Source organism: Kineosporia sp. A_224 (assembly GCF_002198655.1).
Classification (GTDB): Bacteria; Actinomycetota; Actinomycetes; order Actinomycetales; family Kineosporiaceae; genus R-H-3.
Map to the genome: position 1 here is coordinate 18,481 of NZ_MWLN01000188.1, position 20,277 is coordinate 38,757.

General features: G+C 74.2%; 22 protein-coding genes. 19 read left to right on the forward strand and 3 right to left on the reverse strand.

Going from position 1 to position 20,277, the window contains the following annotated elements; translation table 11 throughout:
• Positions 1 to 142 precede the first annotated feature (142 nt).
• The 3 genes from EDJALFJO_RS35105 to EDJALFJO_RS19735 are packed head-to-tail and all read left to right on the forward strand — an operon-like array spanning position 143 to position 1,399.
• Complete coding sequence (locus tag EDJALFJO_RS35105) at positions 143 to 331, forward strand: hypothetical protein (protein ID WP_198950469.1); 189 nt, start codon at positions 143 to 145, stop codon at positions 329 to 331.
• Positions 328 to 639, forward strand: a complete 312-nt coding sequence (locus tag EDJALFJO_RS35110; RefSeq protein WP_198950470.1) for a nitroreductase/quinone reductase family protein — start codon at positions 328 to 330, stop codon at positions 637 to 639. The genes EDJALFJO_RS35105 and EDJALFJO_RS35110 overlap by 4 nt, the downstream gene beginning before the upstream one ends.
• 34 nt (positions 640 to 673) lie before the next feature.
• Positions 674 to 1,399 (forward strand): DUF4386 domain-containing protein, encoded by a 726-nt coding sequence (locus EDJALFJO_RS19735; RefSeq protein ID WP_088288024.1) that lies wholly within the window; start codon positions 674 to 676, stop codon positions 1,397 to 1,399.
• Here the strand turns inward: EDJALFJO_RS19735 and EDJALFJO_RS19740 are convergent.
• Both EDJALFJO_RS19740 and EDJALFJO_RS19745 read right to left on the reverse strand, forming a co-directional pair.
• Positions 1,311 to 2,897, reverse strand: coding sequence for a carboxylesterase/lipase family protein (locus EDJALFJO_RS19740; protein WP_088288025.1), 1,587 nt, complete (start codon positions 2,895 to 2,897; stop codon positions 1,311 to 1,313). The genes EDJALFJO_RS19735 and EDJALFJO_RS19740 overlap by 89 nt on opposite strands.
• 134 nt (positions 2,898 to 3,031) lie before the next feature.
• Positions 3,032 to 3,790, reverse strand: coding sequence for a DUF4386 domain-containing protein (locus EDJALFJO_RS19745; protein WP_088288026.1), 759 nt, complete (start codon positions 3,788 to 3,790; stop codon positions 3,032 to 3,034).
• Between the two features lie 391 nt (positions 3,791 to 4,181).
• Here EDJALFJO_RS19745 and EDJALFJO_RS19750 point away from each other — a divergent pair, with 391 nt between their 5' ends.
• On the forward strand, positions 4,182 to 4,691 hold the full coding sequence (locus tag EDJALFJO_RS19750; protein WP_198950471.1) for a MarR family winged helix-turn-helix transcriptional regulator: 510 nt from the start codon (positions 4,182 to 4,184) through the stop codon (positions 4,689 to 4,691).
• On the opposite strand, the gene EDJALFJO_RS19755 is transcribed toward EDJALFJO_RS19750, so the two are convergent.
• Complete coding sequence (locus tag EDJALFJO_RS19755; RefSeq protein WP_158220493.1) at positions 4,627 to 5,937, reverse strand: glutamate-cysteine ligase family protein; 1,311 nt, start codon at positions 5,935 to 5,937, stop codon at positions 4,627 to 4,629. The genes EDJALFJO_RS19750 and EDJALFJO_RS19755 overlap by 65 nt on opposite strands.
• A 181-nt stretch (positions 5,938 to 6,118) precedes the next feature.
• Here EDJALFJO_RS19755 and EDJALFJO_RS19760 point away from each other — a divergent pair, with 181 nt between their 5' ends.
• From EDJALFJO_RS19760 to EDJALFJO_RS19830, 15 genes are all read left to right on the forward strand, one after another.
• Positions 6,119 to 7,333 carry a CaiB/BaiF CoA-transferase family protein gene (locus EDJALFJO_RS19760; RefSeq protein ID WP_198950472.1) on the forward strand — a complete coding sequence of 405 codons (1,215 nt, stop codon included), beginning with the start codon at positions 6,119 to 6,121 and terminating at the stop codon, positions 7,331 to 7,333.
• Positions 7,334 to 7,349: 16 nt separating this feature from the next.
• A complete protein-coding gene (locus tag EDJALFJO_RS19765) occupies positions 7,350 to 8,030 on the forward strand; it encodes an SDR family oxidoreductase (RefSeq protein WP_088288029.1) in 681 nt (226 codons plus the stop codon).
• A gap of 48 nt (positions 8,031 to 8,078) precedes the next feature.
• The gene (locus EDJALFJO_RS19770) at positions 8,079 to 8,792 is read left to right on the forward strand and encodes a glutathione S-transferase C-terminal domain-containing protein (protein WP_088288030.1); all 714 of its coding nucleotides are present in this window, start codon (positions 8,079 to 8,081) and stop codon (positions 8,790 to 8,792) included.
• Between the two features lie 81 nt (positions 8,793 to 8,873).
• The gene (locus EDJALFJO_RS19775; protein WP_088288031.1) at positions 8,874 to 9,605 is read left to right on the forward strand and encodes a glutathione S-transferase family protein; all 732 of its coding nucleotides are present in this window, start codon (positions 8,874 to 8,876) and stop codon (positions 9,603 to 9,605) included.
• The gene (locus EDJALFJO_RS19780) at positions 9,602 to 11,041 is read left to right on the forward strand and encodes an aldehyde dehydrogenase family protein (protein WP_088288032.1); all 1,440 of its coding nucleotides are present in this window, start codon (positions 9,602 to 9,604) and stop codon (positions 11,039 to 11,041) included. The genes EDJALFJO_RS19775 and EDJALFJO_RS19780 overlap by 4 nt, the downstream gene beginning before the upstream one ends.
• A 72-nt stretch (positions 11,042 to 11,113) precedes the next feature.
• Complete coding sequence (isoA, locus tag EDJALFJO_RS19785) at positions 11,114 to 12,637, forward strand: isoprene monooxygenase oxygenase subunit alpha (protein ID WP_088288033.1); 1,524 nt, start codon at positions 11,114 to 11,116, stop codon at positions 12,635 to 12,637.
• Positions 12,638 to 12,647: 10 nt separating this feature from the next.
• Positions 12,648 to 12,908, forward strand: a complete 261-nt coding sequence (locus tag EDJALFJO_RS19790; RefSeq protein WP_088288034.1) for a toluene-4-monooxygenase system B family protein — start codon at positions 12,648 to 12,650, stop codon at positions 12,906 to 12,908.
• Positions 12,895 to 13,269, forward strand: coding sequence for a Rieske 2Fe-2S domain-containing protein (locus EDJALFJO_RS19795; protein WP_233149950.1), 375 nt, complete (start codon positions 12,895 to 12,897; stop codon positions 13,267 to 13,269). Before EDJALFJO_RS19790 ends, EDJALFJO_RS19795 begins: the two co-directional genes overlap by 14 nt.
• A 34-nt stretch (positions 13,270 to 13,303) precedes the next feature.
• Positions 13,304 to 13,618 carry an MmoB/DmpM family protein gene (locus tag EDJALFJO_RS19800; protein ID WP_088288035.1) on the forward strand — a complete coding sequence of 105 codons (315 nt, stop codon included), beginning with the start codon at positions 13,304 to 13,306 and terminating at the stop codon, positions 13,616 to 13,618.
• Between the two features lie 29 nt (positions 13,619 to 13,647).
• A complete protein-coding gene (locus EDJALFJO_RS19805) occupies positions 13,648 to 14,670 on the forward strand; it encodes a toluene hydroxylase (protein WP_088288036.1) in 1,023 nt (340 codons plus the stop codon).
• Positions 14,671 to 14,681: 11 nt separating this feature from the next.
• Complete coding sequence (locus EDJALFJO_RS19810; protein ID WP_233149951.1) at positions 14,682 to 15,779, forward strand: 2Fe-2S iron-sulfur cluster-binding protein; 1,098 nt, start codon at positions 14,682 to 14,684, stop codon at positions 15,777 to 15,779.
• Between the two features lie 41 nt (positions 15,780 to 15,820).
• Positions 15,821 to 17,236, forward strand: coding sequence for an aldehyde dehydrogenase family protein (locus EDJALFJO_RS19815; protein WP_088288037.1), 1,416 nt, complete (start codon positions 15,821 to 15,823; stop codon positions 17,234 to 17,236).
• Positions 17,233 to 18,222, forward strand: a complete 990-nt coding sequence (gshB, locus tag EDJALFJO_RS19820) for a glutathione synthase (protein ID WP_198950473.1) — start codon at positions 17,233 to 17,235, stop codon at positions 18,220 to 18,222. The genes EDJALFJO_RS19815 and gshB overlap by 4 nt, the downstream gene beginning before the upstream one ends.
• A complete protein-coding gene (locus EDJALFJO_RS19825) occupies positions 18,219 to 19,604 on the forward strand; it encodes an FAD-dependent oxidoreductase (RefSeq protein ID WP_088288038.1) in 1,386 nt (461 codons plus the stop codon). The genes gshB and EDJALFJO_RS19825 overlap by 4 nt, the downstream gene beginning before the upstream one ends.
• Before the next feature lie 3 nt (positions 19,605 to 19,607).
• A complete protein-coding gene (locus EDJALFJO_RS19830; RefSeq protein WP_088288039.1) occupies positions 19,608 to 20,222 on the forward strand; it encodes a gamma-glutamylcyclotransferase family protein in 615 nt (204 codons plus the stop codon).
• Positions 20,223 to 20,277 lie beyond the last annotated feature (55 nt).

Here is a 20,277-nt window from a genome sequence, read left to right on the forward strand (position 1 = left end):
CCAGGAGTGCGCCCGGGACCGCGGCAACCTGCCGCGGAGGACCTCGGGCCCGGCACCGACCGGGACCCGCGCGCGTAGGATCCTGCGGGTCAGCGCCCGTCGCTGCGCAGCGACGTCCACCGGGACCCACCGGGACGGAGCGATGACGATGCAGACCGAGAGCGACCCGAGGCTGCCTCCCCGCTGGTTCGTGCGGCTCTTCTGGGCGGTGCACCGCGCCGTCGTCACCGTGACCCGGGGGCGCCTGGGCCTGTGGCCGGCGTCCGACCTTCGGTGGGGCGCCATGCGGGTCACGACCGTCGGACGGCCACCGGTGCCGAGCGGCCCGTGATCCTCGGCTACCTCGAGGACGGGCCGGACCTCGTGACGATGGCCATGAACGGCTGGGGCGAGGCGGAGCCGGCCTGGTGGCTCAACCTGCAGGCCCGCCCGGAGGCCGAGGTCCGGCTCGCCGGGAGCAGCCGCCACGTCCGCGCCCGCGAGGCGACGGGCCCCGAGCGCGAACGGCTCTGGGACCGCTGGCGGGCCCTGGACAAGGACCTCGACGCCTACGCCCGGCGGCGGCCGCACCGGACCGCGGTCGTCGTCCTCGAACCACGCCGCGACGCCGGGCCGGACGACCCGTCCGCGACGCCCTGACCCGGTCCGGCAGACCCTCGTGGAAGGACCTGGCATGGACCTGTTGCGCAGAACCTCGATCACCGCGGGGACGCTGTTCGTCGTGGCCACCGCTGCCTCGCTCTGCGGGAACGCCCTCCTGCCCGCGATCTCAGGGGCGGACCGGTTGGCCCGGATGGCCGAGCACCCCGACCGGACGGCGACCGCGGTGCTCCTCTCCCTCGTCGCGGCCGCGTGCAGCGCCGGGATCGCCGTGGCGCTCTACCCGGTGCTGCGGACCGTCGACCCGGCGCTCGCGCTGGGGTCCGTCGCGTTCCGCCTCTTCGAGGCCGTGTTCTACGCCGTGGGTGCGGTCTGCCTGCTGACGGTCCTGTCCGTCGCAGACGACCTCGGCCCGGGGACCGCGGTGCCTGCTCCGGCCAGGACCGCGGCCGACGTGCTCGTCGCCGCGCACCGGCAGGCCGCGGCGGTCGGTGTGCTCGCGTTCGTCGTCGGTGCGTTCCTGTACTACGTGGTGCTGTTCCGGTCGCGGCTCGTGCCCCGGTGGCTGTCGGTCTGGGGTGTCGCCGCCCTGGTCGTCATGGGCGTCGCGGCCGTCCTCGCCGTCCTCGACGACACCCTGGTGACGGAGTACGTCGCCCTGGCGCTGCCGATCGGCGTGCAGGAGATGGTTCTCGCCGCCTGGTTGCTGGTCAAGGGTTTCCGGGCAGCACCGACCGGGCCGGAGCCGGTGTCGCGCCCTGCAGCGGCAGCGCCAGGAACGACTCGTCCTGCCAGATGACCCGGGACCGCTCCTCCGGGTAGGTCGTGACGACCGACAGGGTGTCGAAGACCTGGGTGCTGCGGCCGGCGGGCTCGTAGGCCGGCCACCCCGGCTCGCCGGCGGCGGCGAACGCCGTCCAGGCGGCCCGCATCCGGGCCGACAGCTCGATCGCCCCGGCGGGCGGGCCGTCACCGATGAGCAGCGCCGGCTGGCCGCTGGTGAGGTTGCCGAGCACGAGCGGGACGTCGAGGCCGTGGCAGGCGCCGAGCATGCCGCCCATCCCCGGGGCGGTCCAGGTCAGCTCGTAGAGATGGGCCCGGCCACCGCCCGCGACGTGGTCCTCCGCGAGCCGGAGCGTCGGCATCCGGAACAGCCAGTCCGAGTGCACCAGCTCGTAGAGCGCGTCGGGGCCGGCGTCCGGGTAGGCGGCGCGGTAGCGGCGGTCGCCGTCCGGCGCGGGGGCGAAGTCCTGCAGCGCGGCCTGCGCCTGCTCCGGGGTGACCTGGCCGAGCAGACCGGACATGAGGCCGAAGAGCCGGTGCTCGTCGCGGGTGTGGCCCGCGAGCAGGTCGACGTCCCTGCTCGTCCCTGCCGCGAGGGCCTGCCACGGTGTCGTCGGCAGGACGTCGCCGTCGACGACGGGCGCGAACACGATCGACCGCAGTGCCGGTCGGCCCCACCGGGCGACCCGGTCGGGGAGGTCGGCCACCGAGCCGGCGACGGTGTCGCCGGCGAGCACGAAGAGCGCCGGGTCGACGGCGGCGAGGTCGTCGACGGTGGGCCGCAGGCCCAGCTCACCGGCGCAGGCCGCGGCGATGTCGGTCGCGAGCGGCGGCGAGAAGTAGGTGCCGGGCATGCTCTGGACGACGGCCCTGCGGAACAGGCCGGCGGCGCGCGGCATCGCGAGCAGCGCGGCGACGCAGCCGGCGCCGGCGGACTCGCCGAACACGGTCACCCGGTCCGGGTCGCCGCCGAAGGCGGTGATGCTGTCGCGGACCCACTCCAGCGCGGCGACCTGGTCGAGCAGGCCGCGGTTCGCGGGCGCTCCCTCGATGTGCGCGAAGCCCTCCGCACCGAGCCGGTAGTTGAAGGTCACGACGACGACCCCGCCGTCGTGGGCGAGCCGACCGCCGTCGTACTCCGGCCGGCTCGACGCGCCGACGACGTACCCGCCGCCGTAGATCCACACCATCACGGGCCGGCGCGCGGCCGGGTCGGGCTCCGGGGACCAGACGTTGACGGTGAGCCAGTCGTCGTCCGCCGCTCCGTCGTCCGTCGCGCCCTCGGTGAGGACGTCGGTCTGCGGCGGCGGCGGACCGTACGCCGTCGCCGGTCGGACGCCGTCCCAGCGCGCCGCGGGCTGCGGCGCGGCGAAGCGACGGCTGCCGACCGGCGGTGCCGCGTACGGGATCCCGCGGAACACCGCGACGCCCGACTCGACGGTGCCGCGCAGCGCGCCGTTCGCCGTGCGGACCTCGGGGCCGGTCAGCGGTCGGCCGCTTGCGGAGAGGGCCATCGTTCCTCCTGCGCCGTGCGCCGGGACGGGGCGCCGGACGGGAGGGCGCGGGCGTCGAATCCTTGCCCGGGCAGCGGCAGGGCCGCCAGCGGTTTTCCGGTCGGTCTACGGCACGCGGCCCTCGGCCCCGAGCATCACGGGCGGCTCGGCGTCGGGTGCTCCCGGCGGCCGGCGGCCGGGGTGTGACGGCGGACGCCGACGACGACGAGGTACGCCATGATCCAGACCTCGCCGACGATCGACGGGAGCGTGAGCAGCTGCGTGGCGACGTCGCTGTCCGCGAAGAGGTACGCGGTGAAGGCACTGACGAGGTAGCAGGCGCCGGCGACGACGAGCAGCGGGCCCAGGAGTCGCGGGAACCAGCCCGAGCGGACGGCGAGCTGCCCCATCGGGATCAGCCAGAGACCGAAGAACACCGACGCGACCGCCCAGAGGTGGCCGCTCGCGAGGTAGAGCAGCTGGACGGTCCCGGCCTGGGTCCCCGCCGCGGCGAGCGAGCTGTCCTGCGCGACGTCGAGCGCGGTCGCGAGGACGGCAGCGCTGCCGAGGATCGCGACGGCGTTGACGAGCCCGAACGCTGCCAGGAACCCGGCAGCCATGCTGTCGACCTGCCGGAACAGCCGGTAGAACCACACGGCGGTGAGCGCCTGGGCCAGGACGATGGCCAGCTCGAGCGCGATGCCGACGCGGGCCAGCGTCGCGTGAGCGGTGAGGTTGTCCAGGGTGCCCCGGGGGTCGTCGGCCACGAACAGCTGCCCGCGGACGGCGAGTGTTCCCGCGATCCCGGCGACGAAGAAGGCGAGGTACAGCAGCCCGGTGGTGCGCGCGAGGCGCCGGACCGGACCCGGGACGACGTCAGGGACCTGACAGGTCCCGGCGGTGGTGGTGCTCATGGCGGGGTCTCCCTTCGGCGGGTGCCCCGCGGTGGGTCGGTCCCGGCGCAGGGCGGTGACGGACCACGACCCGGCGCAGCGGCGGCGACCGGGCTTCGCGCATCGCGCGGACGACGCCGGCGCAGCACGTGGGAGCCCGGATCGACCAGTGCCTGGCACCCGGATCCTGCCCCCTGACCCGCACCGAGCTGCGTGGTCACCCCTCCAGCGTGGTGCCGCCGGGATGCGGTCTCCAGAGTCCAAGGTCGTCGGTAAGGTGCACCCTCGGCCGGGCGACCGCACCGCGACCGCGGCCCAGGTCCCACGCTCGCGCAGATACTCAGGCGTGAGATACTCAGGCGTGGCAAGTTACGTGCAGGGTGTATCGGGCGAGGCCTCAGGGGAGACCGCCGTGGATGGGGTCGACCGGGTCGACCGGGTCGACCGGGTCGACCGGGTCGAGGAGGCGTGGCGCCGCGAGCGCCCCGACATCGACGTGAGCTCGGTCGGCATCGTCTCGCGGGTCTGGCGGATCGGCCGGCATCTGCAGCGGCAGCGCAAGGAACGGCTCGAGGCGCTCGGCACGGACACGGTGACCCTGGACGTCCTGGCGATGCTGCGCCGCTCCGGCCCGCCGTACCGTCGGACGGCGGGGGAGCTCATGCAGTCGGCGCTCATCACGTCCGGCGGGGTGTCCCAGCGGCTGGAGAAGCTCGAGAAGCTCGGCTACGTGACGCGCCACGTGAGCCTGGAGGACCGGCGCCGGGTCGAGGTGCAGCTGACCCCGGCAGGGGTGGAGCTCGTCGACTCCGTCGTCGCGGACGTCATGGAGAACGAGTCGAAGCTGCTCGCCGGGCTCACGGCGCAGGAGCAGGAGCAGCTGCGAGGTCTGCTGCGCAAGCTGCTCGGGACGTTCGAGTGACGTCCTGCGGCGGTGGCCCGACGTCGGGCCGCAGCCGGGGGCCTGCGATGGCGAGGGCGTCGGCCACCGTCCGGCCGTGCGGCTGGCGGGCCGCGGCGACGCACTCGCGGGCGTAGTCCCGCAGCGCCCGCAGCCGCGCGGCCCGGCGGGTCACGCGCGGCGCGTGCCGCTGCGCGACGTCGAACAGCGCCGACGCCTGGGCGTGGAGCGTGCGGTCGGCGAGCCCGTGCCGGGCTGCTGACAGCAGGAGCGCGTCGACGTCGGCGCCGTCCTCGAGCCCGGCGCCGGCCAGGGCGCGGCGGACGTCGGCCGCGGCGTCCGGGTGCAGGGCCGCCGCCGTCACGACGGCCGCCACCTCCCGTGCCCCGGGCGGCAGGGCGTCGAGCACCCGCAGCTCGAGCCAGCCGCGGGGCCGGACCGGTGGGAAGAGCGTCGTCACGTGGTACCGCAGGTCGTCCTCGTGCGGCGGTCGGTGGAGCGCCCCCGCCGTCCAGGCGCGGAACGACGTCCCGGGTGCGGCCGGTGTCACGTCGTCGCCGTCACGCACGAGCATGACGTCGGCGTCGAGGACGTAGTCGAGCCAGGCGCGGACCGGGTCGCCGTCCAGCCGGGGGCTGCGCGTGCGGCCCGGGTCCATGCCCTCCCAGGCGGCCCGGCGCAGGCTCGCCCAGGGCCGGCCCGCGGTGTCGTAGCCGGGCGAGTTGGCGAAGGCGGCGAGCAGGACCGGCGCGAGCAGGTGGGCCAGCCGCCAGCCGGCCGCGGGGTCGGCGCCGTGGCCGAGGTTCACCTGGACCGACGCGGTGTTGCACATCATCCAGCGCCCCGACGGCCCGCCGGCGTCGAAGAACGCCTCCATGGCTCGGTACCGGCCGAGGTCGAGGATGCGGCCCGGGGGCCGGACGAGGTCGACGGGGGTGTCGACGGCGAGCAGCCCGCGCTGCGCGAGCGCCGCGTGGACGACGTCCGCCTCGTGCGCGAGCCGGTCGAGCGCGTCGTCGAGGTCGGCGACCGCGGCCGTCGAGAGCTCGACCTGGCCGCCCGGCTCGAGCGTGACCCGCCCGTCGAAGCGGCACGCCAGCTCCTTGAGTGCGGCGACCTCGGCGTACGCGGGACGACGGCCGGGGTCGTCGACAGGGTGGACGACCCACTCGACCTCGAGCCCGACGAGACGTCGCGCGGACGGCGCGAAGGCCTGCCGTGCAACGTGTTCCGCGGTCCGCGGGTCGAGCCGAGGCGTCGGCGCCATCGCGTCCTCCAGGGGGTCCGGCGCGGCGACCATAACTCCCTGAGGATCTCAGAAACAAGTAGTTGCTTTCGAAGTATCTTAGTTCTATGGTTTCGGCATCCGATCTTCGGCCCGCCGTCAGCCGGCCGATCGATCCGCCGCCTCCGCCGGGCTCACCGGTGGGTTCCGAGAGGGGGAGCCGATGCCAGGTCCACTGGAGGGCATCCGGGTCGTCGACCTGTCGTCGATGCTGTCCGGCCCGTGGGCGACGGACATCCTGGGAGACCAGGGCGCCGACGTCATCAAGGTCGAGCCGCCCGGCAAGGGCGACCACGTGCGCTCGCTGCCGAACCGCTCCGGCGGGATGGCGTCGATGTTCGTCAACGTCAACCGCTCCAAGCGGTCCATCACGATCGACCTCAAGTCGGACGCCGGGCGCAGGCTCCTCGAGCGCCTCGTCGCGACCGCCGACGTCGTCGTGCAGAACTTCCGGCCCGGTGTCGTCGAGCGCCTCGGCATCGGCTACGACGACCTGCGGGCGGTCAACCCCGGCCTGGTGTACCTGTCGATCAGCGGCTTCGGCGAGCAGGGCCCCTACGCCGGCCGCCGGGTCTACGACCCCGTCGTCCAGGCGCTGTCCGGCCTGACGACGATCCAGGCCGGCTCGGACACCGAGCGCCCGCGGCTCGTCCGGACGATCCTGCCGGACAAGCTGAGCGCCGTCACCGCTGCCCAGGCGATCACAGCGGCCCTCGTGGCCCGGGGGCGGACGGGTGAGGGGCAGCACGTGCGGCTGTCGATGCTCGACGCCGTCATGGCGTTCCTCTGGGCCTCGGACATGGGCGCGTACACGTTCGTCGACCAGCCCGTCGCGCCCGAGAAGGCTGCGAGCTTCATCGACCTCATCTACGAGACGGCCGACGGGTGGATGACGATGTCGACGATGAGCAACGCCGAGTGGGCGGCCTTCTGCCGGGTCGCCGGCCGCGAGGACCTCGTCGACGACCCGCGGTTCGCCACCCCGGCGGCCCGGGACGCCAACGTCAACGAGCGGCTCGAGCTCGTCCAGAGCATCTTGCTCGCCCGCACCGCGGCGGAGTGGCTGGAGATCCTGCCGGCGCACGACGTCCCCTGCGCCCCGGCCCTGCGCCGGTTCGAGCTCATCGACCACCCGCAGGTCGTCGCGTCCGGCTCGATCATCGAGACCGAGCACAAGGTGGCCGGCCGGCTGCGGCAGGCCCGGGTCGCGGCGCGCTTCGAGGGCACCCAGGTCGCGCCCCCGCGCGGTGCCCCCCTCCTCGGCGAGCACACCGCCGAGATCCTCGCCGAGCTCGGGCTCGACGACACCGAGCGGGAGACCCTCCTCGCCTCCGGTGCGGTCGGCCCCGCCGAGCGCGAACTCACCCCGACCCCCTGACCCACGGGAGGATCTCGTGATCACCGCACTCGTCGTCGGCGCGGACAAGGGCATCGCCCGCTCGATCGCCGGCCAGCTCCACGCCCGGGGCGACCGCGTCGTCGCCGCCTGCCTCGGCAGCGGCGCCGACCTCGCCGCCGACGGCGTCGAGGTGGTCCCGGACGTCGACGTCACCAGCGGCGAGGCGGTCGCCCGGCTCGCACAGGCCCTGCGGGACGAACAGATCGCTCTCGACTGGGTGCTGCACGTCGCCGGTGTTCTCGGGCTGGACACCCTCGGCGAGATCGACTACGACGACGTCCGCCGCCAGCTCGAGATCAACACGATCGGTCCGCTGCGGACGGTCGAGGCCGTCGCGCCGCTCGTCGTCGACGGCGGCAAGGTCGGCATCGTCACGAGCCGCGTCGGGTCGTTGGGGGACAACACCTCCGGCGGGATGTACGCCTACCGCGTCTCGAAGGCCGGCGCGAACATGGTCGCCCTCAACCTCCACCACGACCTCTCCGGGCGCGGGATCAGCGTGCTCGCGCTGCACCCCGGGATGGTCGCCACGGACCTCACGAAGGACTACCCGGGCGACTTCGCCTACATCACCCCCGACGAGGCCGCTGCCGGTCTCGTCAAGGACCTCGACAACCTCACGCCGGAGAACTCCGGCCGGTTCCAGCACTCGAACGGCACGTTCCTGCCCTGGTAAGGCCCTGCACCACCCGGCCCGCGCACACCTCAACGGAGAGGACACGCAATGATCACCATCTACGGCTACATGCCCGGCTTCGGTGTCCCGGACATCAGCCCGTACGTCACCAAGGTCATCAACTACATGACGTTCACGGGCCTGGAGTTCGAGCACAAGTCGCAGGACCTCGCCCGACTGGACCAGGACTCCCCGACCGGGAAGCTGCCGTTCATCATCGACGAGGACGGCACGAAGATCGCCGACTCGAACACGATCATCGAGTACTTCAAGGAGAAGTACGGCGACAAGCTCGACGCCGACCTGTCGCCGGCGGAGGCCGCGAACAACCTCGCCTGGAACCGGCTCGTCGAGGAGCACCTCTACTGGAGCGGCATCATCGAGCCGCGCTGGCGCCTCGACGAGGGCTGGGAGGTCTACATGGGCATCATCGTCGGTGGCGAGGTCACCGACGAGATCCGCACGGCCCTCGCCCCCTTCCGCCAGCGCATCATGGACGGCTTCAACGGCCAGGGCATGGGACGGCGGTCGTCGGAGGTCGTGCAGGTCTTCTTCCGCCGCGACATCGACGCGCTCTCGGACTACCTGGGCGACAAGACCTACTTCACCGGCGACCGGCTGCGCTCCCTCGACGCGTCGGTGTACTCGACCGTCAAGCACATCGCGAACCAGCCCCACCCGTGGCCCGGCACCGGATACGTGCAGACGAAGCCGAACCTCATGGCCTACCTCGCCCGGATCCAGGAGCAGTTCGGCGTCTGAGGTACGCCCCGCCGTCCCCGGTCCGCGCCTGCCCGCGCGGGCCGGGGAACGGCCCGAACCCGTCCGCACCGGGGAGACGCCGTGATCGACCTCTACTACTACACGAGCCCGAACGCCCGAAAGGCCCTCATCGCGCTGGAGGAGCTGGGCCTGGACTACCGCGTCGTGTGGACGGACATCTCCGCCGGCGACCAGTTCACGGACGCCTACCGCGAGGTCAACCCCAACTCCAAGGTGCCGGCGATCGTCGACCACGACGGGCCCGGCGGTGAGCCGGTCCGGGTCTTCGAGTCCGGCGCGGTCCTGCTCTACCTCGCGCAGAAGACCGGCCGCCTCATGCCGGCCGCGCCGCGGCTGCGCTGGGAGGCGACGTCCTGGCTCGTCTGGCAGGTCGCCAACCACGGCCCGATGGCCGGTCAGGCGGCCCACTTCCACAGCCACGCGCCGAGGCACGGCATCGTCGACGAGTACGCGACGCGGCGGTACGTCGGGGAGGTGGAGCGGCTCTACGAGGTGCTCGACGAGCGGCTCCGCGAGCGCGAGTACCTCGCGGACGAGCTCTCCATGGCGGACGTCGCGACGTACCCGTGGGTGCGCGTGGCCGCCGGCCACGGCGTCGACGTCGCGCGGTTCCCCGCCGTCGGCGCGTGGGTCGAGCGGCTCTCGGCCCGGCCGGCGTTCAGGAAGCGGCTCGACGACCCGCGCGAGGACAAGGCCCGCCGCAACGAGTACACCCGTGAGCAGTTCACGACCCTCTTCCGCGCCACTCCGCCCGGCGACACCCCCACCACGCCCCAGGAGGCCGCACGATGACCGCCGCCGACCTCACCACCCGCCCCGCCGTCACCGCGCCCCGACTGACGATCGACGGCGCCGCCGTCGACGGCCCGAACGGCCTCGACGTCGTCGACCCCGCGACCGCCGCGCCCTTCGTCAGGGTGCCCGGGGCGTCGGTCGAGCAGCTCGACACGGCCGTCACGGCCGCGAACCGGGCCGCCGCGGGCTGGCGCCGCACCGACCCCGCCGAACGCCGCCGGCTCGTGCTCGCGTTCGCCGGCACGGTCCGCGCCCACATCGACGAGCTCGCGCTCCTGCTCACCCTCGAGCAGGGCAAGCCGCTGGCCCGGGCCAAGGGCGAGATCGAGTCCGGGCTGCGCTACGTCGAGGCCGCCGCGGCGACCGAGCTCGCCGACGAGGTCGTCCGGGACGACGCGAGCGAGCGCATCGTCGTGCGCCGGGTGCCGCTCGGCGTCGTCGCCGCCATCACGGCGTGGAACTACCCGCTCCTGCTGGCGCTGTGGAAGATCGGTCCCGCGCTCGCGACGGGGAACGCCGTCATCGTCAAGCCGTCGCCGTTCACCCCGGTCGCGACGCTGCGGGTCGGTGAGCTCGCGCAGGAGGTGCTGCCGCCCGGCGTCCTGCAGGTCCTCGCCGGCGGGGACGACCTCGGCCGGGCGCTCGTCGAGCACGAGGGCGTCCACAAGATCTCGTTCACGGGTTCGCAGCGCACCGGCAAGGCGATCATGGCCGGTGCCGCGGGCACCCTCAAGCGGCTCACCCTCGAGCTCGGCGGCAACGACGCGGGCGTCGTCCTGCCCGACGCCGACCCTGCCGCGATCGCGTCGGACCTCTACTGGGGCGGGCTGTCCAACTGCGGGCAGGTGTGCGCCGGGCTCAAGCGGCTCTACGTCCCGGCCGCGCGGGCGGCCGAGTACGCCGAGGCGCTGACGGACGTCGCGCGGACGGTCCGCGTCGGCAGCGGGCTCGAGGACGGCGTCGTCATGGGCCCGGTGCAGAACGCGCCGCAGCTCGCCCGGGTCAGGGGTCTCGTCGAGGACGCCGCCGCCCGGGGCGCGGACGTCGTCTTCCGCGGCGAGGCACCGGACGGCCCCGGCTACTTCCACCCGGTCACCCTGCTGCGCACCGACTCCGACGACGTCGGCGTCGTCGCCGAGGAGCAGTTCGGCCCCGTGCTGCCGATCCTCGCCTACGAGAGCGTCGACGAGGCCGTCGAGCGGGCGAACGGGACGCCGTTCGGCCTCGGCGCCTCCGTCTGGTCCGCCGACCCCGAGCGGGCCGACGACGTCGCCGACCGGCTCGAGGCCGGCACCGTCTGGGTCAACCAGCACCCCATGCTCTCGCCGGACACCCCGTTCGGCGGCCTCAAGCAGTCCGGGATCGGCGTCGAGGCGTCGGTCCACGGCCTGCTCGCCTACACCGACATCAGCGTGCTGCGCGCCAAGCGCTGACGTCGTCCCGCGCACCGTCGCCTCGCACCGTCGCCCACCCACCCGCATCCGACCCGTCAGAGAGGACCAGCGATGCTCCTGACCCGAGACGACTGGTACGAGCTGTCCCGAGACGTCGACTGGGAGCTCGACCACGTCGACCGTGCGACCGCCTTCCCGGCCAACTGGACCGGCGCCGACGGCATCCCCGAGAAGGCCTGGGACGCCTGGGAGGAGCCGTTCCGCGTCTCCTACCGCGACTACGTCCGGCTCCAGCGCGAGAAGGAGAGCGGCGTCAAAGCGGTGAGCCAGGCGCTCGTCCGCTCCGGCACCTACGAGAAGCTCGACCCCGGGCACGTCGCCGCGTCCCACCTGCACATGGGCACGACCTGCATGGTCGAGTACATGGCGGTGACGATGCAGAGCCGGATGTGCCGGTTCGCGCCGACGCCGCGCTGGCGCAGCCTCGGCGTCTTCGGGATGCTCGACGAGACCCGCCACACCCAGCTCGACCTGCGCTTCTCCCACGACCTGCTCAAGCACGACCCGCGGTTCGACTGGGCGCAGAAGGCGTTCCACACCAACGAGTGGGGCGTGCTCGCCGTCAAGAACTTCTTCGACGACATCATGCTCTCGGCCGACTGCGTCGAGGCGGCGATGGCCACCAGCCTCACCGTCGAGCACGGCTTCACGAACATCCAGTTCGTCGCCCTGGCCGCCGACGCGATGGCGGCCGGCGACATCAACTGGTCGAACCTGCTGTCGTCGATCCAGACCGACGAGGCCCGGCACGCCCAGCTCGGGTTCCCGACCTTGCAGGTCCTCATGGAGCACGACCCGCAGCGCGCGCAGCAGGCGCTCGACGTGGCGTTCTGGCGCTCCGCGCGGCTCTTCCAGACCCTCACCGGCCCGGCGATGGACTACTACACGCCGGTGGACCAGCGGAAGATGTCGTTCAAGGAGTTCATGCTCGAGTGGATCGTCAACCACCACGAGCGGATCCTCGAGGACTACGGCCTCGCCAAGCCCTGGTACTGGGATCGGTTCCTGCTGTCGCTGGAGAACGGCCACCACGCGATGCACCTCGGCACGTGGTTCTGGCGGCCCACGCTCTTCTGGAAGCCCAACGCCGGCGTCTCCAAGGCCGAGCGGGAGTGGCTGCGCGAGAAGTACCCGACGTGGGAGGACAACTGGGGCGTGCTCTGGGACGAGGTCATCGCCAACGTCAACGCCGGCCGGATGGACAAGACCCTCCCGGAGACGCTGCCGTCGCTGTGCAACCTCACCCAGCTCCCGCTCGGGTCGGCGTACTCGCGCCACGAGCTCGCACCGCACCAGCTCACCTACAACGGGCGCCTGTACAGCTTCGACTCCGAGGTCTCGCAGTGGGTCTTCGAGCTCGACCCCGAGCGCTACGCCGGCCACCGGACCGTCGTCGACCGCTTCATCGGCGGCGAGATCCAGCCCATGAGCCTCGAAGGGGGCCTGCTGTGGATGGGCCTGACGCCGGAGGTCATGGGCGACGACGTCTACCAGTACGCCTGGGCGCGCGAGTACGCCGCTCTCGTCGAGACCGAGGCTGGGACGCTCGCCGGCGTTCCCGTCGCGGGCGAGTGAGGAGGACGACGTGGCCCTGTTCCCCGTCACCGGCCGGTTCGTCGGCGACTTCGTCCCGCACCTCGTCGCCGTCGACACCGAGGACACGATGGACGTCCTCGCCGAGAAGATCGCCGTGCACAGCGTCGGCCGCCGGGTCCCCGTGCCCGACCCGCACCCCGGCTACGAGGTGCTCCTCGCCGACGCTCCCGTCCCCGCGGCGACGACGGTCGGCGAGCTGGGTCTGCAGCCCCTGCAGTGGCTGGACGTGAGGTTCCGTGGGCGCGCCTGAGGCGTCGTCCGGCGAGCACGTCCCGGACGACGAGTTCGTCGCCGTCGCGGCCGACGACGAGCTGTGGGACGGCGAGATGGAGGCCTACGACGTCGGCGCCGCCGAGGTGCTCCTCGTCAAGCTCGACGGCGAGTACAGGGCGTTCGACGGGACCTGCCCGCACCAGAGCGTCTCCCTCGTCGAGGGCAGCCTCGACGGAGCGACGCTGACCTGCCGGGCGCACGAGTGGAGCTTCGACGTGCGCTCCGGTGCCGGCGTCAACCCCCGGACGGCCTGCCTCGTGCGGCACGCCGTCCGGGTCCGGGACGGGCAGGTGCTCGTCAGCCGGACGCCGCTGCCCGCGGCCGAACCCGCGCACTGACACCGACGTCCCGCCCCGACACCTTGGAGGACCGATGCCCATCGTCGAGCTCGACACCGACCAGGCGCTCGACACCGACCTCGTCGGCCCCGTCATCCGCTCCGGCGAGCTCGCCGAAGCGGTCATCGACGCCGTCGCCGAGGACAACCCGGACGCCGAGGTCGTCGTCGTCGACCGCGACGACTACGTCCGCGTCCACACCCGCAAGGAGTGCCGGCTCACCCTGACCAGCCTCGTCAAGCACCTCGGCCGCCCGTACCAGCTCTCGCTGCTCGAGATCGACATGCCGTCGTTCAAGGGGCGCCTGCGCACCCGGGTCGACGAGTACGTCTGGTTCTACGACCGCTGACCCCCGCCCCTCGACGAAGAGGATCTGCGATGACGAACGTCAGTGCCCCGCGACCCAGGAGCCGCGGGCTGAAGACCTGGAGCAGCTTCGGCAACCTCGGCCGTCGTCCGACGGAGTACGAGGTGCTCACCTGGAACATGAACCACACCGCCGGCTCGCCCGCGCTCGAGCTCGGGCCGGACGTCAACGGCAACGTGTGGCTGCGCGAGCACCGCGACGGGATGCGGTTCGTCGTCCCCTCGTGGGACGCCTTCCGTGACCCCGACCAGGTGACCTACGGCAGCTACGTCGCGATGCAGGACGACGCCGAGACGTACGTCGAGGGCCTCCTCGCGCAGTTCGACGCCGACGGCCACGACGCGGCGCTCCCCGGCGGTGCGCTCGACGTGCTCGCCGTGGCACTGGCCCCGTGCCGGTTCCTCGGCCACGGCCTGCAGATGCTGTCGGCGTACGTGCAGCAGCTCGCGCCGAGCAGCTTCGTGGCGACCGCCGCGACGTTCCAGACCGCCGACCAGCTGCGCCGGGTGCAGACCCTCGCGTACCGGACGACGCAGCTCGCCCGCGCCCACCCCGGCCTCGGCTTCGGCACGGGTGAGCGGGCGGCGTGGCGCGAGGACCCGCACTGGCAGCCCCTGCGCCGGCTCGTCGAGCTCGCGCTCGTCGAGTACGACTGGGACCGCGCGGTCGTGGCGACCCAGCTCGTCGTCAAGCCGGTCGCGGACCTGCTCCTGCTCGACGCGCTCGCGCACCGGTTGGGCGCTGCGGGGGCGACCCTCGACGCCCTCGTCCTGGAGAACCTCGCCAAGGACGCCCGCCGCTCGCAACGGTTCTCGGTCGCTCTCGCGCGGTTCGTCGTCGAGGCCGACCCGGGCAACGCCGCGGTGCTCCAGGAGTACCTCGACGCGTGGGCGCCGCTGGGGCACGAGGCGGTCGCCGACGGGGCCCGGCTCTTCGCAGCCGACGAGGACGACGTGGCGCGGGTGCGCGCGTCGGTCACCCAGGACTGGGCGGGGCTCGTCACGGACGCCGGCCTGCGCCTGCCGGACGCCTGACGGGGCCGACGGTGACGGGCACGGCGGCGGCCTCCACGGCAGCGGCGTCCACGGCAGCGGTGCCGGTGCAGGTGCGCATCGGTGACGTGGACGTCGCGTGCGGGCCGGGCGAGACGGTGCTGCTCTCGGCGCTGCGCGCCGGCTGGGACCTGCCGTACGAGTGCGCGTCCGGTGGCTGCGGCTCGTGCAAGGCGGTCCTGACCGGCGGCGAGGTCCGGTCGCTGTGGCCGGACGCCCCGGGCCTGTCGGACCGGGACCGGCGTAAGGGCGACCGCGTGCTCGCGTGCCAGAGCGTGCCCGCGGAGGGCTGCGCGCTCCGGCTCCCCGGGACCGCCGGACCGCAGCGCGCCGCGTCCGGTCCGGGCGCGCGGCCGGTGCCCGGGCGACGGCCCGCCCGGATCGGTGCTGTTCTGCAGCTGTCGGCGGACACCGTCCTCGTCACCGTCGTCCCCGACCGGCCGGTGGCCTACCTCGCCGGCCAGTTCGTCCTCCTCGAGCTGCCCGACGGCACCCGACGGGCCTACTCGATGAGCCGCGAGCCCGCGGACGCGCCGGCGGGCGACGACCGCCTCGAGCTCGTCGTCCGCCGCGTGCCCGGCGGCCGGGCGTCGTCCTGGCTCGCGGGTGCGACGGCCGGCGACCCGCTCGTCGTCGAGGGGCCGTACGGCCGGGCGCACGTGCAGTCCCAGGCCGACCGGCCCGTCGTCTGCGTCGGCGGCGGCAGCGGGCTCGGCCCCGTCCTGGCGGTGGCCGAACGCTGCCTCACCGAGGCGCCGAGCCGGCCGGTCCGGCTCTACTACGGCGCCCGCACCGACGCCGACGTGGTCCTCGCCGCCCGGTTGCGCCGGCTGCGGTCCCGCGGCGCGCGGGTCGACGTCGTCACCGACGTGCCGCCGTCCGCAGCGGCCGCCGGGCGGCTCGCGCCGCTCGCCGTCCGCGCCGGCCGCGTCGTCGACGCTGTCGACGCAGACCACCCGGGACCGGCCGACCTCACCGGCCACGACGTGTACCTGGCGGGACCGACGCCGATGGTCGACGCTCTCCTCGCGAGCCTCGTCCGCACGGGGCGGGTCGGCGCCGACCGGACGTTCTTCGACAGGTTCCTCTGAGCCCGGCCTGCAGCCAGGGCCCGTACGACAGGACGGTCACGATGACGACGAACACGACCACGCGGACCACCTCGGCCGACGCACCGGGCACGGCCGGCACAACGGTCGCGGGCGACGAGGAGTTCGCCCGCAACCTCGTCGACGGGCGCTGGCGGTTCCCGGCGGCACCGTACGAGTTCGAGATCCGCAGTCCGCAGGACAGCCGCGTCGTCGCCTGCGTCCCGCTGTCGAGCCGGTTCGACGTCGACGCCGCCCTCCAGGCCGGTGCCCGGGCCGCGCAGGCGTGGGCCGCCGACCCGGCCGTCCGGGTGCGGCTCGTCGCGCAGGCCGTCGCCGACCTCGACCGGCTCGCGGTCCCGGTCGCCGAGGTCGTCGCGACCGAGACCGGGCTCGACCTGGCCGACGCCGTGGAGCAGGTCCGCACCGGCGTGCGCTGGGCGCGGCACCGGGTCGCGCTCGCCGCCGTGGACGACGCCGGGCCGCCGGCCGTCGAGCCGCCGGGCGTCGCGGGCGTCGCGGGCGTCGTCCTCGGGTGGGGCGCGCCGTTCCTCGAGGCGGTGTCAGGCATCCTGCCGCTGCTGCTGCAGGGGCGCACCGTCGTCGTCAAGCCGTCGCTGCGGGCGCCGCTCAGCGCCGTCGTCCTCGCCCACCGGCTCGTCGCGGCCGGTCTGCCCGAGGGCGTCCTCGGTGTCGTCCAGGGCACCGGTACCGACGTCGGCGCCGCCCTCGTCGGCCGCCGCGACCTCGCGGTCCTCCATGTCCGCGGGGGCGGGCGCACGCTCGACCTCGCCGGCCGGGCGGTCGCCACGACCGGGGTGCCGCTTCACCCGCTGCGGGCGGGCGGGAACGTCCTGCTCTCCGGCCGGGACGCCGACCCGGCGCTCGTCGCAGCCACCGTGGCCGCGGGGCTTCGGCTGCACAACGCCTCGGGGCCGGCGGCCGTGCCGTGGCTCGTGGTCCATGCCGACACGGCGGGCCCGGTCGTCGACGCCCTCGTCGCCGCCGCATCCGCGACCCGCCCGGTGCCGCTGCCCACCGAGCCGGTCCGCGATCGGGCGCTCGCCGCCGTCCGGACGCTCGGGCGGCTCGGCGGCCGGGTGCTCACCGGTGGCGCGGTCCCGGACGACGTCGCGCACCGGATGGGCTGGCTCGTGCCCGCGACCGTCGTCACCGTCGGGGCCGTCGGCAGCCGGCTCGGGCCCCGCTCGGACGACGACCCGTGGCGCGAGCCGCTCGGCCCCGTCGTCGCCGTCGCGACCTGGCGGACGTCGGACGACCTCGCGGACGCGTTCTCCCGCAGCCGGTTCCGGGACGGCATCGGCTGGGTGCACCAGGTCGGCGACGACGCGGCGGCGGCGTTGACGGGCGTCGTGCGGCAGGCCCGCGGCACCGACCACGGCGTCGACGCCGACGACCTGCCGGCCGCGTGGACGACCGGCTGCGGAGGTGTGCGGTGACCGGTCTGCGGATGCTCTTCGTCGTCGACCCGCTCGACGGGCTGCTGCCCGCGCACGACACGTCGGTCGCCCTCATGGAGGCGGCGCAGGCGGACGGCCACGAGGTGCTCGCGACGACGATGCGCGAGCTGTCCGTCGTCGGTGGCGGCGCGGTGGCGCGCGCCGTCCGGGTGCACGTCGACCCGTGCCGTGTCGTCGACGGCCGGTTCGTCGCGCCGCAGCACTGGTACCGCGCCGAGCCGGTCGGGGACGTCCCCCTGGCGGACGTCGACGTCGTCCTCGTCCGCACCGACCCACCAGTCGACGCCGACTACCTGCGTGGCACGTACGTCCTCGACGCCGCCCGCGCGCCGCGGACCCTGCTCGTCAACGACCCCCGCGGGCTGCGCGAGGTCAACGAGAAGCTCTACACGCTGCGGTACCCGGACCTCATCCCGGAGACCGTCGTCCGCGCGGACCTCGACGGGTTGCGGGGCACCGTCACCCGGTGGGGCCGTGCCGTCCTCAAGCCGACCGACGCGATGGCCGGCCGCGGCATCCTGCTGCTCCGCGACGACGACCCGAACCTCGCCTCGCTCCTCGAGCTGTCGACGGTCCGCGGGCAGAGTCATGTCATCCTGCAACAGTTCGTGCCCGAGGCCGTCGACGGCGACCGCCGGGTCATCGTCGTCGACGGCGAACCGGTCGGCGCGATCCGGCGGGTGGCCGCCGGCACCGAGTTCCGCTGCAACATGGCGGCCGGCGCCACCGTGCTGCCGGACGCTGTGACGAGCCGGGACAAGGAGATCTGCGACGTCCTCGCGCCGGACCTGCGGGCGCTCGGGATCGTCCTCGCCGGGCTCGACGTCATCGGCGACCGGCTCACCGAGGTCAACGTGACGAGCCCGACGGGCGCGCGGGAGATCGAGGCGCTCACCGGTGCACCCGTCGCGCGCGTCGTCGTCGAGCGGATCGTCGACCTCCACGCCCGGCGGGGCACGGCATGAGCCGTGAGCGGCTCGTCGTCGTCGGGGGTGACGCGGCCGGGATGTCGGCGGCGCACCAGGCGCTGCGAACGGCCTCCCGGAGCGGGCTCGACCTCGACGTCGTCGCGTTCGAGCGGACCGGGCGCACGTCGTACTCGGCGTGCGGCATCCCGTACTGGGTCGCGGGCGACCTCGACGACCCGCACGACCTCGTCGCCCGGACACCCGACGAGCACCGGGCCCGCGGCGTCGACCTGCGGACCGGCGCGAGCGTCGAGGCGCTCGACCTCGACCGGCGCGAGGTGCGCGCGCTCGTCGACGGCGCGGAGGTCGTCGTCGGCTTCGACCGGCTCGTCCTCGCGACCGGCGCGCGACCCGTCGTCCCGGACTGGGCACGGTCCGACAGCGGGTCGCTGCTGCCCGGCGTGCTGCCGGTGAAGTCGTGGGACGACGGCCTGGCATGGCTCGACGTCATGGCCCGGGTGCCGCCGCCGGCCCGGGCGGTCGTCGTCGGCGCCGGGTACATCGGCCTGGAGATGGCCGAGGCGCTCGTGCGGCGCGGCTACCCGGTCACGATGCTCGAGCTCGCCGAGGTCATGCCGAGCATCGACGCCGACATGGGCGCGCGGGTGCGCGAGCACCTCGTCGCTGCCGGCGTCGGCGTGCGGGTGGGTCGGGGCGTCGACGGTCTGTCGACCGGTCCGGGCGGCCGCGTCGACGGGGTCGTCGTCGGGGACGACGTGCTGCCCGCGGACCTCGTCGTCCTCGCGCTCGGCGTCCGACCGGCCTCCGACCTCGGCGCGAAGGCCGGGCTGGGGACGGGCGGGCGCGGCGGCTACCTGCCGGACGACGGGCAGCGGGTCGCGGACGGCGTCTGGGCGGCGGGGGACTGCTGCGAGAGCGTGCACCGGGTCAGCGGCGAGCGGGTGTTCGTGCCGCTCGGGACGCACGCGAACAAGCAGGGCAGGGTGGCCGGAGAGAACGCGGCCGGCGGCTCCGTCCGGTTCGCCGGCGTGCTCGGGACGGCGATCACCCGCTTCGACGCCGGCGGCGTCGCCGTCGAGGTCGCCCGGACCGGCCTCGGTGCTGCCGACGTGACCCGCCTCGGTCTCGACGCGGCGTCGTACGTGTCGGCGGGCAAGACCGCCAGCGGCTACATGCCCGAGTACCGGCCCATGACGACGAAGCTCGTCGCCGAGCGCGGCACGCGACGGCTGCTCGGCGGTCAGATCGTCGGCGGGACGAGTGCGGGGAAACGGATCGACACGATCGCCACGGCGCTGTGGGGCGGGCTCACCGTCGACGACCTCGCAGCCGCCGACCTGGCGTACGCGCCGCCGTTCGCCACCGTCTGGGAGGCGGTCCAGCTCGCGGCCCGCCGCCTGGCGGACAGGATGCAGTGACCGATGCCCTACGTCTTCGGCTACGGGTCGCTCGTCGACCGCGAGTCGCTCGAGGCGAGCATCGGCCGGGCGGTGTCCGCCGCGGACGGGCCGTTCGTGCTGCGGCTGCGCGGGTACCGACGGGCCTGGAACGTCCTCGGGCACAGCAGCGAGCGGCCGGAGTACCTGTTCACCGACGACGGCGGGAGCCCATGGGAGGGCTGGTTGGCCTTCCTCGGTGTGGAGCCGGCCGCCGGTGCCGCTACGCCCGGGGCGGCCTGGCGGCTCACGGACGCTGACCTGGAGGCCCTCGACGACCGGGAGCGCAGCTATGACCGTGTCGACGTGACGCCGCTCCTGGACGCCGTCGCGTCGCGGCGGCCGGACGGACCGGTGGCGACCTACATGCCGCGCGACGACGTCGTGAGGCATGCGGCCGCCGTCCGTCCCGCGGGGACGGTGATGGCGAGGTACCTGCGGCTGGTCGACCGGGGCTACCGCGATCTCGGCGAGACCCTGTACGCCGAGCACCTGGCGACCCTTCCCGCGTTCGATCCTCTGGCCGTGCGGGAGATCCGGGTGCGACCCGTGGTGCCGGGCGGGCGCAACGAGGCCGTGGACCCGGACGCAGGGGCCTGACACCGGACCCGGGCGATGCGCGGCAGGTCGCGACGGACACCTGCGCGGTGAACGC

What these genes read in the sequence shown, in the direction of transcription:
- EDJALFJO_RS19755 (WP_158220493.1), bottom strand. Translation starts at nt 5,937, where the DNA reads ATGGCGCCGACGCCTCGGCTCGACCCGCGGACCGCGGAACACGTTGCA.
- EDJALFJO_RS19825 (WP_088288038.1), top strand. Translation starts at nt 18,219, where the DNA reads ATGAGCCGTGAGCGGCTCGTCGTCGTCGGGGGTGACGCGGCCGGGATG.
- EDJALFJO_RS19830 (WP_088288039.1), top strand. Translation starts at nt 19,608, where the DNA reads ATGCCCTACGTCTTCGGCTACGGGTCGCTCGTCGACCGCGAGTCGCTC.
- EDJALFJO_RS19780 (WP_088288032.1), top strand. Translation starts at nt 9,602, where the DNA reads ATGACCGCCGCCGACCTCACCACCCGCCCCGCCGTCACCGCGCCCCGA.
- EDJALFJO_RS19815 (WP_088288037.1), top strand. Translation starts at nt 15,821, where the DNA reads ATGACGACGAACACGACCACGCGGACCACCTCGGCCGACGCACCGGGC.
- EDJALFJO_RS19740 (WP_088288025.1), bottom strand. Translation starts at nt 2,897, where the DNA reads ATGGCCCTCTCCGCAAGCGGCCGACCGCTGACCGGCCCCGAGGTCCGC.
- EDJALFJO_RS35105 (WP_198950469.1), top strand. Translation starts at nt 143, where the DNA reads ATGACGATGCAGACCGAGAGCGACCCGAGGCTGCCTCCCCGCTGGTTC.
- isoA (WP_088288033.1), top strand. Translation starts at nt 11,114, where the DNA reads ATGCTCCTGACCCGAGACGACTGGTACGAGCTGTCCCGAGACGTCGAC.
- EDJALFJO_RS19760 (WP_198950472.1), top strand. Translation starts at nt 6,119, where the DNA reads ATGCCAGGTCCACTGGAGGGCATCCGGGTCGTCGACCTGTCGTCGATG.
- EDJALFJO_RS19770 (WP_088288030.1), top strand. Translation starts at nt 8,079, where the DNA reads ATGATCACCATCTACGGCTACATGCCCGGCTTCGGTGTCCCGGACATC.
- EDJALFJO_RS19735 (WP_088288024.1), top strand. Translation starts at nt 674, where the DNA reads ATGGACCTGTTGCGCAGAACCTCGATCACCGCGGGGACGCTGTTCGTC.
- EDJALFJO_RS19745 (WP_088288026.1), bottom strand. Translation starts at nt 3,790, where the DNA reads ATGAGCACCACCACCGCCGGGACCTGTCAGGTCCCTGACGTCGTCCCG.
- EDJALFJO_RS19805 (WP_088288036.1), top strand. Translation starts at nt 13,648, where the DNA reads ATGACGAACGTCAGTGCCCCGCGACCCAGGAGCCGCGGGCTGAAGACC.
- EDJALFJO_RS19800 (WP_088288035.1), top strand. Translation starts at nt 13,304, where the DNA reads ATGCCCATCGTCGAGCTCGACACCGACCAGGCGCTCGACACCGACCTC.